The sequence below is a fragment of the Microcoleus sp. T3_D1 genome (assembly GCF_036700405.1).
Lineage (GTDB): Bacteria > Cyanobacteriota > Cyanobacteriia > Cyanobacteriales > Microcoleaceae > Microcoleus.
In genome coordinates this window covers 15718-31381 of sequence record NZ_JAUBOV010000006.1, presented here as the reverse complement: position 1 = coordinate 31381, position 15664 = coordinate 15718, and the positions used below count along the sequence as shown (strand labels likewise).

The 15664-nt window shown below is 45.5% G+C and carries 8 protein-coding genes; 4 read left to right on the top strand and 4 right to left on the bottom strand.

Annotation, left to right across the window (positions count from 1 at the left end; translation table 11 throughout):
* Positions 1 to 210 precede the first annotated feature (210 nt).
* Complete coding sequence (patX, locus tag QT992_RS04770) at positions 211 to 414, top strand: heterocyst-inhibiting protein PatX (RefSeq protein ID WP_333315753.1); 204 nt, start codon at positions 211 to 213, stop codon at positions 412 to 414.
* Positions 415 to 1124: 710 nt separating this feature from the next.
* On the opposite strand, the gene QT992_RS04765 is transcribed toward patX, so the two are convergent.
* The gene (locus tag QT992_RS04765) at positions 1125 to 2531 is read right to left on the bottom strand and encodes a TldD/PmbA family protein (RefSeq protein WP_333315752.1); all 1407 of its coding nucleotides are present in this window, start codon (positions 2529 to 2531) and stop codon (positions 1125 to 1127) included.
* A gap of 402 nt (positions 2532 to 2933) precedes the next feature.
* On the opposite strand from QT992_RS04765, the gene QT992_RS04760 reads away from it, so the two are divergent.
* Complete coding sequence (locus QT992_RS04760) at positions 2934 to 4550, top strand: HAMP domain-containing sensor histidine kinase (RefSeq protein WP_333376634.1); 1617 nt, start codon at positions 2934 to 2936, stop codon at positions 4548 to 4550.
* A 318-nt stretch (positions 4551 to 4868) separates the two neighbouring features.
* Here the strand turns inward: QT992_RS04760 and QT992_RS04755 are convergent, their stop codons facing one another.
* The 3 genes from QT992_RS04755 to QT992_RS04745 all read right to left on the bottom strand — a co-directional run bounded on the left by QT992_RS04755 (position 4869) and on the right by QT992_RS04745 (position 12760).
* Positions 4869 to 10433, bottom strand: a complete 5565-nt coding sequence (locus QT992_RS04755) for an AAA family ATPase (RefSeq protein ID WP_333338313.1) — start codon at positions 10431 to 10433, stop codon at positions 4869 to 4871.
* Between the two features lie 167 nt (positions 10434 to 10600).
* Entirely contained in the window at positions 10601 to 12127 is a 1527-nt protein-coding gene (locus QT992_RS04750; protein ID WP_333315749.1) for a UDP-N-acetylmuramoyl-L-alanyl-D-glutamate--2,6-diaminopimelate ligase, read from the bottom strand.
* 327 nt (positions 12128 to 12454) lie between these two features.
* Complete coding sequence (locus QT992_RS04745) at positions 12455 to 12760, bottom strand: glutaredoxin family protein (protein WP_333315806.1); 306 nt, start codon at positions 12758 to 12760, stop codon at positions 12455 to 12457.
* Between the two features lie 206 nt (positions 12761 to 12966).
* On the opposite strand from QT992_RS04745, the gene QT992_RS04740 reads away from it, so the two are divergent.
* Together QT992_RS04740 and QT992_RS04735 are read left to right on the top strand one after the other, a co-directional pair.
* Positions 12967 to 14022 carry an acyltransferase gene (locus tag QT992_RS04740; RefSeq protein ID WP_333315748.1) on the top strand — a complete coding sequence of 352 codons (1056 nt, stop codon included), beginning with the start codon at positions 12967 to 12969 and terminating at the stop codon, positions 14020 to 14022.
* Positions 14023 to 14329: 307 nt separating this feature from the next.
* Positions 14330 to 15607, top strand: a complete 1278-nt coding sequence (locus tag QT992_RS04735) for an ATP-dependent DNA ligase (RefSeq protein WP_333338316.1) — start codon at positions 14330 to 14332, stop codon at positions 15605 to 15607.
* The last annotated feature ends 57 nt before the right edge of the window (positions 15608 to 15664 follow it).

The following is a 15664-nucleotide window of genomic DNA, read 5'->3' as shown; positions in this document are numbered from 1 at the left end:
CTGCTGGTTGCCCGCAAGTAGCAGAGAACTAGAAATTACCAGCGAAAAAGCGAGCTAGACGATGGATTTCACCCGCTTTTAACCAAAAATCAAAAAAATTGCAGGTGCCGTCACTTACTAATTGATGACTTCGCCACAATTATTTTTTTTATCCTGATAGCAGAGTACAGACTGCGTATCAAGAAGGGGAAAATACAAACACCAAAATTTATGATGCGCGTTTACTCTTCCATCCTGATGTCCAGCCTGTTACTGAGTGCTACCGCAGTTAACGCTCAAAGCTTAGAAACTCGATCGACCTTTTTTGCTCAAGACAACTCTGCTCCAGAAATTTTAACCGCCATAGCCGACTCTCAGACCTTTTACGATAAGCCGCCAGATAATCAGCCGCCAGAACGAGGCACCGGGAGATAAAGCCTAAAAAAGCGATAATTGCGGGGAATTAGAGGGAGAATGGGAGAATATAAAATTGGGAGAAGAAAAAAAAAATTGAAGATTTCGAGCCATTAATTGCGGACTTACGTACTGCGTAGCAAAAAACCGATTTTTCAGCGGTATTTGACCGGAAAACGAGACGCAAGCCCCTGGCTTCAGACACGGGGAAAAGTCGGTGGCGGTTTCAACCGCCTTCAATATTTCTTAATGAGATACATCAGTCATTAGTGCTAGAATTAAGGAGATTGAGTAGGAATAACCATCTACGTGTTGAGATATTCTAGTAAGGAGAAATCCCTGCAACGGGCATATTCGGCTTAGATCCGAAATAGCTAAAGGGCAAATAATGGCAGAATATTGAGCGTACCGCAACTTTTGGCTAGTGATGGACTCTGAAAGCGAAAAACAAGTATACGCAATGTTTAAAGAAATTCAAACGGAGCGAGTAGCGGCGATTTGATAGCGCCTTTGAAAGTCCGAATGTGGGTTCTTCAAGAATCCCCTCGCCTTTAGGCATGGGGAGTATCAAGACTCAAGGCATAATTTTTGGCTATTCCGGTTTTTTGGCCAAGCGTCCTCAAGATATCAGACAACACCAACGGGCGGGAAATGTTGCACTCAAAAAATAAAGAAAGGTAAAGCGCGAGTAGGAATCTTACGCTTTACCTTTTTTTTCAACTTTTGCAGCTTTAATCTTCTTCCGCAGCTTCGCCGCCAACAACGACATCGCGAATCCGCAAACTCGGGCCGCCACAGCCCACGGGCAAACCGCTTTGCCCTGCCTTGCCGCAGCCGCCGGATTCATCCCAGTAGAAATCGTCGCCGATCGCCTCAATATCAGCTAAAGTGCTGAAAACATTACCCGAAAGAGTAACATCCCGCACCGGATTGTCTAGTTTTCCGTCGCGGATCATCCAAGCTTCGCCCGCACTGAAAGTAAACATTTCGCCGTTAGTCATGCCGCCTTGCCAATTGCGCGCATAAACTCCTTCTTTGATACCTGAAAATAAGTCCGCAACAGGCGTGTCACCCCGTTCGATCCAAGTATTCGTCATGCGGACGATCGGCGGATAATGATAATTCAAACAGCGAGCATTACCAGTAGGCGTTTCTCCCAATTTACCCGCCGTTTCCCGCGAGTGCAGTCGCCCGACTAAAGCGCCGTCTTTAATTAACTGAGTAGTAGTCGCCGGAGTGCCTTCGTCGTCGTAGAAATAGCTGCCCCGGTGTCCCTCTGGCGATGCACCGTCGAAAATTTGCAAGTTTTGTGGGCCGAACTGGCGGCCGAGGGTCATAATTTCCAAAATGTCGGGATTTTCGTAGGCCATGTCGGCTTCGGAAAGGTGTCCGAAGGCTTCGTGGACGAATAATCCGGTCAAAATCGGGTCGATGACGACGGTGTAGGTGTTGCCTTGGACGGGGGGTAAGGCTAGGGAATCTACGGCTCTCTGGGCGGCGCTGCGAACTTGAACATCGAGATCGGTTAAATCTTCGTAAGCTTTGCGGGAACCAGTGGTTTCGCGGCCGGTTTGTACGGTTTCCCCGCTGCGGGCTGTGGCGGCAAAGCGCATTTCCATGTCTGCCCAACCTTGTTCGAGCATGGTGCCTTCGGAGGTGGCCAGGATGATGCGCTGGGTGGTGTCGCCGTAGCGCACGGAGATTGTGGCGATGCGGGGGTCAATGCTGCGGAGAATGGCCGCGTAGCGATCGCACAATTGCTTTTTGTCAATTAGGGGAACCAGACGGGGGTCTGTTCCTGTCAGCGGCAGCAAGCAAATGTCTTGTACTGGGGTGACAGGCGCCAGGATCGTTTCTTCTTCGCCGATCAGTTTTGCCGCGGCGATGGCTTCTTCGATTCTTTCGGCGAGGGTGGAAAGTCGGTTAAAACTGGCAAAGCCCCAACCGCCTTTGTGGCAAGCCCTGACTTGGCCGCCAATTGAGACTCCTTCGCTGAGGGTTTCAATTTTTTCGCCCCGCAGCAGGATGTCGGTGCCTTCGGCTTCTTCCAGTCGAATTGCCAGATAATCGACTTGGTGGCGGTAGCGTGCCATTAAGTCTGACAGCAGATTTTTCGAGTCGGCGATCGAGGTGGGCATAAGGAAAGCACGGTGTTTAACTTACTTCATTTTGCACTGTTGTCAGGGCGATCGTCCAAAATATCGCCCCAAGCGCGGAGATTGCGACTTATTGGTACGGTTCTGCCAATATCGTTAGTTGACAAATGTGGATATCCTGTGAGTTAGGAGGAAGGTGCAAGAAATTATGCGGGATTTTTCGATCGTGCTGGTGCTTGACCCAGCCCAAAAACGGATACCGTGCCACGTACTTAAGTCGTGGAAAGATAAAAATTTTAGACCAAAGTTCAATCTCCCAGATTTATCTGTGGGGTAAATCTAAAATCTAAAATCTAAAATCTAAAATCGACTGACTCCTAACTCCTGAACTTTCCTATACATAAATACTTCACCCTTCATGCCTCCGAAGGTGGGTTTATAACTGTGAATACTTACTTTTTACCGACAATAAGCGAAATTTTAGCCTCCGAAGGCCAAGAAAATGACCTCAGTCTCTTTGATGCTAAGTTGGCGGGAGGAAACAACCGCCATCGGTGTCCTGCAAGCCGTGGGGCTTCTCGGCTGAAAGCTGAACAGGAATGGTATGGGGCGATCGCAGCTTTGAATCAAATGCTCGATCGGCAAAAAGCAGGACAAAAAACAGATGCCGATCGAGCAAATGGTCGATCGACAATCCCCCATTCCTGTCAGGGATTGGTGTTGTCTGGCCCGTCTTCGGTTTTGACTGACCCCGCTTTGGCCAACGGCTTTGCCAATTGGATTTTTACCAGTATTCCCGACAACGATGCAGCTTTGTGGTCTTTTCGGGCTAGACAAACTTTAGCTTTAATGCCGGCGGCTGATGTGCAAATATCAGTCCCTGCGGCGGCCCCGGCTTTGGCTTTGGCCAGTGGCGATCCCTTAGCCAACGAGCAGTTTTGTTTGGTTTTAACTGCTAGTTTTAGCCTGGTGATGGTTTTGGGTGAAAATTCTGCGGGAATTCCGGCTTTTCTATTTTCTTTCGATCCGCAAGTAGTCGCCAAAGCTTGGGAGGTTTTGCGGCGCCGGGTGACTGAAAGCGAATGTTTGCTTGCCAATTCTGACGCTAGCTTCAATTTATCAGTTAGCAAATTAACTAATAATTCTACTAAATTAGACGGGCTGTTCCAGCAGTTTTTGCCTGTGGAACCCCATTATCAAACAGTGATGCAGTTCAGCCGCTTGCTGTTGCATAATTTGCCGATTGGGAAAGATGAAGCAGGCAGGATAAAGGATGAAAGAATTGATGATGGTTTGAACCACAGACATCACAAGTTATCGGCTACAGATATCAACTGCAAATCTCCAATTCCTCTGGCTACTAAAGAGGTCGAATTGCTACAGGCGATCGCCCACGAAGTCCGCACTCCTTTGGCTACCATTCGCACGCTGACTCGGCTGCTGCTGAAACGTCCCAAACTCGATGCGGTGGTGGTCAAGCGTTTGGAAATGATTGATGCTGAGTGTACCGCTCAGATCGATCGCTTCGGTTTAATTTTCCGCGCCGTGGAATTGGAAATGTCGCAAGCTAAAAATTCTGGCGTGCAGCTAACAGCAATGTCCCTCGGTGAAGTGCTACAAAATAGCATTCCCCGCTGGCAAAAACAGGCGAGTGTGCGAAACCACACTTTGGAAGTTATTGTGCCGAAAAAGTTGCCGGCGGTAGTCAGCGATCCGACGATGCTGGATCAGGTTTTAACTAATTTGATTGAGAATTTTACTCGAACTTTGCCTTCGGGGAGTCGCATTCAGGTGGAGGTGACATTAGCGGGCGATCAGTTAAAGTTGCAGTTGGAATCGGAACACTTACCTGAAGGTAATGTCGCATCGACTTTTGCAGAAGCGGCGAATGCTCCTTTGCGATCGATCGGGCCTTTGTTGATGGTGCAGCCGGAGACGGGAAGTTTGAGTTTAAATTTGAGCGTGACTAAGAATTTATTTCGGGCTGCTGGCGGGAAGTTGGTAATTCGCCAGCGACCCCAAAAGGGCGAGGTGATGACGGTATTTTTGCCGTTGCAATAGTCATTAATTATTGGCAAAATCTGTAGGGGCGGGTTTAACCAACCATCTATGTCAGAAACGAACAATATAATAAACCCGCCCCAGCCCAACGACAAATCCGAATTAATATTTTTTGAAGGGGATCGAACATCAGGTTAATCAGGGTTATTGGTTGGGTGGGGGCGGGTTTTTATAGATTGTTTCTGAGCGTCAAATATTGTTGGTAAAACCCGCCCCTACAGTTAATCTGGGTTATTGGTTGGGTGGGGGCGGGTTTTTATAGATTGTTTCTGAGCGTCAAATATTGTTGGTAAAACCCGCCCCTACAGCCGGATCGCATTAATCAATTAAAATCTCAATGACAAACTCCGTTCCTTCTCCCGGTGTAGAAAAACAACTCAGTTTGCCGCCGTGTTTTTCTTCTACAATTTGACGCGCGATCGCCAGTCCTAACCCAGTTCCTTTGCCCACGTCTTTAGTGGTAAATAGATGGTCGAAGATACGATTCTTCACCTCTTCCGACATTCCATTTCCGTTATCGGCGATAGCAATTTTTACCTGGTCACCTTCCACGTCCGTCCGAATAGTGATGTGATTGGGATGGGATTTAATTTCGGCAAAACTCCGTCCTTGATTCGAGTCTTCTAAGGCATCGATCGCATTTGCTAACAAATTCATAAATACCTGGTTTAATTGTCCCAAATAACATTTTACTTTGGGAATATTGCCGTACTCTTTAATGATTTCAATTTCCGGATGCTTGTCGTTCGCTTTCAGGCGATGGCGTAAAATCATCACAGTGCTGTTGAGGCCTTCGTGGATATTGGCCTCAACTTTATGGGCCGTATCCGCGCGAGAGAAAGTGCGGAGGGAGGTGCTGATGTTTTTGATGCGCTCGCATCCTATTTTCATTGAACTCAACATCTTGGGTAAATCTTCTACTAGATAATCTAAATCTATTTCCTCTGCTTTCTCAATCAATTCTGCTTCGGATGGAGGAAACTTTTCTTGATAGAGGCGCAAATAATCAATTAAGTCTTGAACTCCAGCATGAGCTTCATTAATGTTCCCGGCAATGAAACCAACGGGGTTGTTGATTTCATGGGCAACCCCTGCCACTAGATTACCTAATGCTGACATCTTTTCACTTTGGATCATTTGCATCTGAGCTTGCTGAAGTTCATTCAAAGTCTGCTGCACTTGGTGATAGAGGCGGGCATTTTCCAGAGCGATCGCCGCTTGACTAGATAGAAAATTCAGCACTAGGAGGCGATCGCGACTAAACACCCCACTGGTTATCCGATTTTCTAGATACAAAATGCCGACCAAGTTCCCCTGATTTAGAATTGGCAAACCCAGCAAACTCTCTGGTTGGTGGTGGTCTAAATAATCGTCAATCACAGGCAGATCAGTTTTGAGGTGATCGATGACAACTGCTGCTAGGGTGTTTTTGACATACTGGATTAATTTAACAGGAACGGTGGGATTGTTCTCTAGGGGTTCCCTTTGCAGGCTAATGTTTTCCCAGGTAGCTATCGCCCGCACTTGCCATTGTTGATCTTGGCACAGCATCAGTACACAGCGATCGGCTCCAGAGTTTTGTAGCATGGTTTGGGTCAGAATTTGCAGCAACTCATCTAGGTCGATCGTGCTGGAGATCATTTGGGAGATTTGCAGCAGAGTCGAAAAATCTAGAGCCTGGTTAATGGAGGTGCTTGAGGTAGTGTGATGGGTGATCGAAGGAATTGAGTAGGTGGGATTGGTGAGGGTGGATAGGGTTTCTAAAATAGTGAAGGGTTGGACGCACTGTTGTAAGATGGGACGCAGCAGATCGGGATAACGTTTTTCTAGGTCATCGGTTTTGGCTTTTGCTCCCCAGCGGGCGTAACAATAGTAGGCTTCCTGCATATAGCCTGCAGCGACTTTTTCTTTGCCCCAATTGAGGTATAATTTAGCTGCGAGTTCGTTTGCTAAGGCTTCTTCGTTGAGGAATTGGTTTTCTTTAGCGAGTTGAATGGCGCGATCGTACAACTCAGCAGCCGGCCATTTTTCTTCAGCAACACGAGCCATCTCCGCCTCTAAAAGCAGAAATTTGGACAGACAGTTTTCAGGACTGTTGTGTGCCCAGATTTGAAGTTGTTGCCGATTATTCTGAAGAATTTCTTGATAATCTTTTGGTTGTTTTTCCGGTGCTTCCCCATAAAGTTGCAATACAGTCAAAGACTGATAAAAACAATGCAGAACACGTTGAAATTGTCCATAGAGTGCATTAGAAAAATCGGCCGCGGCTACTAACATTTCATAAGCTTTAGCATACTCACCATAGGTAAAAAACAAAAAGGCTTTAGCGAAATAGTAAGTGCTACTGCCATAGCCATAGCCAATTTCATTGAACGTTGCTAGCGCCGACTCTTCATCAAATGTTTCAGAGCTAAGGCTATACTTCCCTATCGTTAGCCCTTGCAAGTTCTCTAGGAGCTTGCACTGAAGAATTAGGGCAAAGGCTGTCGTAATCTCCGTTCGTTCCGCAAAGCTGATGTACTTTTCATGTCGAGCCAGCAAACTGTGAATATCGCTTGAGACGATCGCCTGCTGCCAGAAACTGAACAGAGCACTGTGATGACACCAAGAAAAATCCCCTACCTCCATTGCGCCCTGATAAGCAGCTTGTTGCAGAGCAAGATTGGAACTGACGTGCTTGCGCCAATGGTTGATAAAGTTGCCGAAGGACATATAAATTTTGCCATTCAGGGTGGTGTTATTAAATTTTTCATTCACCTTCAACCCTAAAAGTCCAAACTCATAGCCCAATTCATAGTCTTGAAAGCGTTGGCAGAGAATTGTGCCATACCAAACATAAACAAAACCCGCCACATTTGTATTCCCGTATTGCAAACAGAGATTGGTCATGTGTAAAACAACCAACACTAACAACTCCTGATTAGTTAGGTAAGTGGGCGGTACCATGTTCATTAGCAGTTTGATCTGCATCTGGCGTTCTTCATCGACAATGAGCGGTGCGTCGATTAGTGCTGCAACTTGGCGCTGATTTAAGGTTTTTTTAACTTCCAGAGCCATCCCTTCTAACTCTGCTTCGTTTGGCACGATCGCCAGTTCTAAGCCTAACAGTTTCAGCCCTTCAATTCCTACCTGAATCGCCTTTTGATACAGGGCATTATTTTGATAATGAGTTAGCTGAATCGCAATAATATTGGCTCGCTCAAGACTTGAGTTTGCATGACTAAAGGCGATTTCTATCAAATTTTCAGCTTCCTCAAGATGACCTGCCAAAAATTCAGCCTCAAGGCTTTCTAGATACATCGTAAATGTTAATTTATAAGCAGAGTCCCATTTATTAGCGGGTAGGAAACTTAAACCGAAAGCGAGATATTTGGTCGCCGATTCATAAGCAGTTGATAGTTTAGCTCTCTGCCCCGCAAAGAGGCTAATTTTAGCAAGCTTGGTTCGTTCTTCCTGCTGCGTTATTAGCTCCGAGCCAATGATAAAATGATTGATAATATCGAACACTTCTTCTCCTCTTTCAACCTCGGAGAAATTCGGCAGAAGTAACTGTCCAATTTTGAGATGAGTAGCTTGCTTTTGGTCATCAGGAATTAATGAATAAGCAGCTTGCTGAACCCGATCGTGGAGAAATTTGTAGTGAGGTAATTGAGCGGCGGTATTTGGCAAGTTGGGGGTGCTTTTCCCATCTTCTTTCCCTATATAAAACTTGTAAATTTCACTGGTTGGTAAGATGAATCCTTCTTGCAAGGATTTCCACAAATCGGCAGCAGTTTCTTCCGGCGACTTCTCGCTGACTACCGCCAATGTATTCAAATCAAACTGCGCTCCAATGCACGCAGCCAACTTCAGCACATCCTGAGTTTTTGGCGGCAATTTCTGCAATTGCACCGCCATAAACTCCACTACATCATCGGTGATAGTTAGGGCTTTGACTTTGGCGATATCGCACTGCCACCCCCCTGTTACCCCCCTGTGTCCTCCCCTGATAAGGGGGGATGTTACTCCCCTCTCTCCCCCCTCGGTAAGGGGGGATGAAAGGGGGGTGGGATCAAACGCAATCAACCCCTCTTCCTGTAGCGCCCTGAGAAATTGGGTGGCAAAAAATGGATTGCCTTTGGTTTTTTGATAAACTAACTCGGTTAATGGCTGAGCAAGAGGGCGATCGCACGAGAGCGTATCTGCTATCAAATCGTTAATATCGACTTGACTCAGAGGTTCCAAGGTAATAGTATTTACCGTTACTTGGGATTTTTCCATCTCTGCTACTGCCAACATAAATGGATGAGCCGGAGATACTTCGTTATCTCGATATGCCCCAATTACCAGCAAATTCTGACTATTTTTTTCACTCATCAACACTTGCAAAAGCTTCAGGGATGCTGAATCTGACCATTGCAAATCATCCAAAAAAATCACTAAGGGATGTTCTTTTGTAGCAAAAACAGAGATAAATTTTTGAAATAGTAAATTGAAACGATTTTCGGCGGCACTTCCCGAAAGTTCAGAGACAGGCTGTTGTTTGCCAATAATTCGTTCCAATTCAGGAATTACTTCTACAATAACTTGAGCGTTTTCGCCCAGAGCCTTGATAATTTTCCTTTGCCATCGTTCTAGCTGAGCGTCGCTTTCTGAGAGTAATTGATCCATTAAATCTCGGAAGGCTTGCACAAAAGCACTAAAGGGAATGTTGCGTTGAAATTGGTCGTATTTGCCTTTGATAAAATAACCGCGTTGCCGAACTATGGGTTTGTGAATTTCATTGACTACAGCGGTTTTCCCAATGCCGGAAAATCCGGCAACTAGCATCATTTCGCTGCGGGATAAGTTCGAGTCCCCCCCGTCGCCCTTAGTAAGGCGTGAGTCTTCTTTTCGCTGGTTTCTCTCGTTCCCAGGCTCTTGTGGGGAACGAGATTTAGAGGGGTTTGCTATTCGCTCGAATGCTGCTAATAATGCAGCGACTTCGGTTGCTCTGCCGTAGAGTTTTTCGGGTATGATAAAGCGATCGCAAAAATCTCGCCGACCAAGGGCAAAACTCTCAATTCTACCTGTCTCATTGAGTTGTTGCAAACAATTTTTTAAATCGGCTTTCAGCCCTAATGCACTCTGATAGCGACATTCGGCATTTTTGGCAATCAATTTGCTGACAATTTCCGAGAGGACAAGGGGAATTTCGGGATTAATTTCACGTACAGATGGTGGGTGCTGGGCAATATGACAGTGGATCAATTCCATCGGATCGCTGGATTGACATGGCAATTTTCCTGTCAGCAATTCGTAAAAAGTTATACCTAATGAATAAAAATCTGTGCGGTAGTCAAGGCCGCGATTCATTCTTCCTGTTTGTTCGGGAGATAAATAGCTGAGTGTTCCTTCGATCACGTTGGGACTCATCAGCATTTGAGTTTCTCGCGGCAGCAAAGATGCAATACTAAAGTCAATGAGTTTGACTTGTTTAGTCTCAGGATTAATCAGAATGTTGGCTGGTTTAATGTCTTTGTGAATGATGCGGTGGCGGTAAAGTATATCTAATGTATTGCTTAGGTCGATCGCAATTTGCAAAAAATCAACCAGAGATTGCACGGCTTTTCCTTTCCCCGTCCATTCCTTCAGAGAAATTCCCCCGAAGTCTTCCACAATCAGCGCATAGCCGTTCCGGTAGGGCTCCAAGCTGTAGGTTTGGATGATTCCGGGCAAATTCAGGTTTTTGGCGATCGTGTATTGATTGCGAAAATGCAAGAGTTCGCTGAAGCTGGGATACTCGTTTCGCAAGACTTTGATGGCTACAGGTTTTTGGTCCGAGAGGCGAGTTCCGCGATAAACGAGGGTGCGAGTGCCTGAGTAAATTCGAGCGAGAATTTGATAGCCAGTTAATTCTATCATAGCAATAATTATTTTTTAGATAAATATTTGATTTACTCTTACAATCTAGTGCAAATCAGATTCTTCCTTGGTATTAATACTTAAAAATATAACAAATTTCGCAGCGCGCGAACAGCTAACCGTTAAAGGTTAACCGGATTCGGTTAACCGTTAACAGTTAACCGAAGTCAGTTAACCGAATTCATTCTGGCTTTCAAGGCATCTCGCGCTTGTTCTCGATCGTCAAAATGGACTTTTTCGGTGCCCAAAATTTGATAATCTTCGTGTCCTTTCCCTGCAATCAGCACGCCATCTCCCGGTTTAGCGTCCATAATAGCAGTGCGAATTGCAGCGGCGCGATCGCACAAAACGATCGGCTTTACTGCGGCGGGAATTCCTGCTAAAATATCCTCCAAAATGCGATCGGGATTTTCAGTGCGCGGATTGTCGGAAGTAACAACCGCTAAATCGGCTAATTCTGCAACGATTTTACCCATGATCGGCCGCTTAGTGCGATCGCGATCGCCGCCGCAGCCAAACACGCAAATCATCTGACCCGGAATAAACGGCCGCGACGCCTTCAACAAGTTCTCCAAACTGTCTGGAGTGTGCGCGTAATCCACAATAACGCTAATATCTTGTTCCGGGCTAATTTGCACCCGTTCCATCCGTCCCGGTACTCCCGAAAACTGAGATAATTTCTCCACAATTGCGGACAAATCTAAACCCAATTCTAAAACAGCACCGACAGCCGCCAACATATTTGATAAATTGAACTGACCGACTAAAGGCAAAGAAAAAGCCGTTTCTCCCTTCGGTGTGTGCAGCATTCCTTTAACTCCATTGGGCTGATACTGCAAATCAAAAGCATACAAATCTGCGGTTTTCAGAACAGTGCTGTAACTCCAAACTCGGTCGGATTTGATGGTTTCAAATATCCGCTGCCCGTAGGGATCGTCAATATTAATTACAGCGCGATTTTTGAGGTAATCCGAACCAAATAAAAGCGATTTTGCCTCAAAATAATCCTCCATATCGCGGTGATAATCCAGATGGTCTTGAGTCAAATTGGTAAAGACAGCCACTTCAAAACTACACCCTAAAACTCGCTGTTGCGCTAAAGCGTGGGAACTGACTTCCATCACGCCGTGTTTGCATCCGGCTGCTACAGCTTCTGCTAGTTGTTTTTGGAGGTCAACTGCAAAAGGTGTGGTGTAAAGTGCAGTTTTTTGGAATCCCGGCCAGCGAGTATAAAGCGTACCGAAAATCGCCGTCGGCAACTGCATTTCATTCAGCAGAAATTCGATTAAATGAGTTGTTGTAGTTTTGCCGTTAGTCCCGGTAACGCCGACAAGTTTTAATTTGCTAGCTGGATTGCCGTAAAATGCGGTTGCTATTTGACCGCAAACTTGAGCCATATCCGCTGCTGCGATGACGCAGGGAACCTCTTCTAGCCCCCCCTTAGCAAGGGGGGGTTGGGGGGGTGTTTTCTCGGCTGCTTGGGTGGAAATTATGGCGGCAATTGCACCAGATTCGATCGCACTTTGCCAAAAATCTCCCCCATCAACCCTAGTTCCCGGCATTCCCAAAAACAAATCGCCCGCCTGACAAGCGTGGGAATTAGTGGATAAACCCTTGACTTCGGCATCGAGGGCGGGATGTTTGGCGTCAAAGGAAATGCTGGGAACTGCTGCTAATAATTCTCTCAATTTCATCTGAAAAACTCCTCGCTTGAATGTCTTGAATATGACTGGCGGAACCGATTGTTTGAGCCACTCTCTACAGGTTTTTGCTGTGGGCGGTGCAAAGCCTAATTTTTTTTGGTGCGCGATGTAAAATCTATCTGCCTAGAGTAAGCTGCACACCAAGTACCCCGATGTCAGGATTAAAACCTGAGTTTTTGGGTAAATCTCACATTTTGCACCATTCAATTACTTGTTTAGGAACAGGCTTTCCGGCCTGTGAAGCGAGAAAACTCATTGTTTGTGGAACGGGCCGGAGAGCCCGTTCTTGACAAGGGTGCAACATCTGAGTAAATCGTATTATTGTGACGGATCTATTTGCAAATATTTCTGTAACATTTGCTCCAATTGGGCGACACTACAGCGGGGAGAAGGGCGGGGTAACAGTTGTTCAGGGGAGAATCCAGCCTCGCCAGCAGAATTTGTTGGCGGGGGCTGCACTTTAAACAAAACAGGAACTTCGTACTGATAAGCTTGAAACCAGTCATCGCGTTCGGTAATATCTCGGACTTCGAGTTGAAACTTCAGGCTTTCAATCTGTTCCAGTTTTTCTTGCAACCCTTCGCACAAGTGACATCCGGGTTTGCTGTACAAAATCAATCGCATCATAACAGTAAGATTAAACTCGATCTTAAATTCTCAAACCTGCGATCGCCAGTTGGCGAACCAGACTTGGCAAGAAGCAAGCCGTGGCATAATTGACCTCAACGCGCGATCGATGTTATCTTAGCATTGACGGCGAACCGATTACGGTAATTTGCCATCTCAATGTAAATACAGGTCGATCTATCCATACACTAGGTCCGTAAAAAATGCAAATTACGCCTGAAATTTCTGGGAAAATTCAATTATTACGTCTCCCCCTAATTATTGGGATTGTTACTATTCACTCGTCTATAAATTCTGTGGGATATGCTGACAAATTTTTCCAGACTTTTATTGCGAGCACTTGGGGCGGTTCCTGCGTGTCTTTTTTGTTTGTTATTTCAGGAGTGCTTTTTTTCAAAACTTTTAACTTATCGCTAAATTCTTACCTAGAAAAGCTCAAGTCTCGGTTTTGGACTCTCCTGGTTCCCTATTTATTTTGGAACTTAGCTTTATTGGCAATGGTCTTAATTGTCTTGAACATACCGGCAACAAGTTCTATTATTCAAGGTCATTACAAAAAATACATTGAAGACTACAGCTTCGCCAATTTTATAGATTGTTTGACGGGGTACAGAAACGGTTATCCGATCGCATTTCATTTCTGGTATGTCCGGGACTTAATCGCGATGGTGATTCTATCTCCGGTATTTTTACTGGTAGCTAGAAAGATTCCCTATCTAGGTTTGGCTTTGTTTGCCGCGCCTTGGTTGCTGAAATTACAACTTGGTTTTATTAAAATCCAGTGGTTGGGGCCACTGTTCTTTTATTTGGGATGTCTGATTGCTGTTCAAAAATTGGATTTAACTTGGCTCAATCGACGAAAAAGTTTGATAATAGGCATATACTTAGCGATGGCTGTTGTGCTGGCAATAATGCAAACATCAGAAATAGAAAATTTTAAACACCTGTTTGAATGCTGCACGAGAGTAGTAGGTACGATGGCGATTTGGTGCGCTGCCGATTTGGTAGCTGGAAAGCTGCAAAAGGTGTGTTTAAATCTTTCGGGTTTGGCATTTTTTGTTTATGCTTCTCACGAACCGACGGTAACAGTTTTGAAGGAAGTTTTTGAGAGATTGTCAAAAAATCCAAATTCGATAACGGTCATGGTACAATATTTGTTGATAGTGACAATTGCCACTTTAGTAACGCTGGCTGCGGGTAGTCTTTTACAAAGGTACACGCCTAAATTTTTCCAATTGATAACAGGTGCCAGGGGATAATCATACCATTTTAGATTTTAGATTTTAGATTTTAGATGTGGGAGGGATGACTCTCATGGTTTGGATCTTGCCTACAGTAGCATTTTTTTTGCGAACTGGTATCAATTTTAGATGGAGGATTAGAGAGTTTAGATTACTCTCTTTCTGCTCTTCCTCTGTGCCCTCTGCGCCTCTGCGGTAAAAAAATAAATCTAGTTCACCAATGAAAAAGTTAAATTTATTCACACCACCTAATTATCAAATTACGATTGACTAATAAATCAAGCTTTAGTATAGTATAGAAATAGCCCTACATAAAGGAGGCAGTATGGACTGCACCGAATACGCAGAAGCCAAACGAAAAGCAGCTAAAAAAATTAGCGCCGACATTCGAGAACGCTGGAACAATCGCATTGTTCAGCGAGAATTGCACTTGATGGGTGAAGCGGGGGCCGTGCAGTATTTATCTGATTACGGGCGCGGCATCGGTACGGCAAAAGTTATCGGTTTTGCACTGTGCGCCGAGTCGGAAGGATACCCGGAAATGGCGATCGGCTTTTGGAAAAGAGCGTTTGAATTGGAAACCGGAGAAAAGCCGATCGCCCTGAATCCTCCAAACAAATCTAGCACCAATCTTGCTCCTGCTGCAAAATCAACTACCGCTGCCACAATAGAGACTGTTAATAACCCCGTAGTTCGCGAATTACCACCGCATTTGCAGCCGGGAAGGATTGTCACCATGCAGCCGGTGGACGCGCCGAGTGAACGTTCTTATTACATCGAAAATCCCGATTATTGGGGACAGCCAAAACGCGACGGCAATCGAGTAGTGGTCATCGCGACGCCAGATAAAGTATACTACCAATCGCGATCTACTAACCTGCGGCAACAGGCATCGATTGAGATCGATCGCACATTAATCGACACAGCCGCTAAAATTGGCACCTTTGTTTTAGACGGCGAACTGTATTACAAAAGCTGTACGGGCAGCGAACACCGCACCGGCGCGCAAGCTGCTACAGTTAATATTGAAAGCGGTTTTCCGACTACTCAGCCTAACGCAATTTATGCCATTTTTAAAAGTTTGTTTTTCAAAGGCAATGATTTAACTCCCGTGGCAGAATCCGAACGAATTGCAGCGGGAGTTGAAGTTGGCGAAATGCTGGCGAATTTATCCCCAGCATTTGAAGTTGTACCGACATTTCGCACCACCGCCGAAAAACTCGTCCTGGCAAATCAGCAGGAATCTGAAAATAGAGAAGGTGAAGTTTGGGTGTTGCACAACTGTCGCTATGTCGGCGGAAAAGATGTTAAGAAATATCCGATGGTGAGGACTAAATACTGTCAAGAACACGATTTGTTTATTGTGGGTTTGACGGCGACAAAAGTTGCGGGGCGGCCGTTTAGTGCCGTCAAAGTAGCGCAAGAAATTGATGGCAAATTAGTCCCAGTAGGAACCGTGGGAACCGGGTTTAGCGCCGAGGAAATGCAGGAAATTGCCCGACTCTACGAGGCTAACCCCAAAAGTGTCAAAATTAAAGTGCGATCGCAGGGTTTGACGGAAAGTGGCAAATTATGGCACGCACGATTTCTGGAGTTTTGTTAAATTTGTAGGGAAACGGCAGTCCCGTTTCCTTCCCAGAATATGTGAGCTCCAACACAT

What these genes read in the sequence shown, in the direction of transcription:
- QT992_RS04765 (WP_333315752.1), bottom strand. Translation starts at nt 2,531, where the DNA reads ATGCCCACCTCGATCGCCGACTCGAAAAATCTGCTGTCAGACTTAATG.
- QT992_RS04750 (WP_333315749.1), bottom strand. Translation starts at nt 12,127, where the DNA reads ATGAAATTGAGAGAATTATTAGCAGCAGTTCCCAGCATTTCCTTTGAC.
- QT992_RS04745 (WP_333315806.1), bottom strand. Translation starts at nt 12,760, where the DNA reads ATGCGATTGATTTTGTACAGCAAACCCGGATGTCACTTGTGCGAAGGG.
- QT992_RS04735 (WP_333338316.1), top strand. Translation starts at nt 14,330, where the DNA reads ATGGACTGCACCGAATACGCAGAAGCCAAACGAAAAGCAGCTAAAAAA.
- QT992_RS04740 (WP_333315748.1), top strand. Translation starts at nt 12,967, where the DNA reads ATGCAAATTACGCCTGAAATTTCTGGGAAAATTCAATTATTACGTCTC.
- QT992_RS04755 (WP_333338313.1), bottom strand. Translation starts at nt 10,433, where the DNA reads ATGATAGAATTAACTGGCTATCAAATTCTCGCTCGAATTTACTCAGGC.
- patX (WP_333315753.1), top strand. Translation starts at nt 211, where the DNA reads ATGATGCGCGTTTACTCTTCCATCCTGATGTCCAGCCTGTTACTGAGT.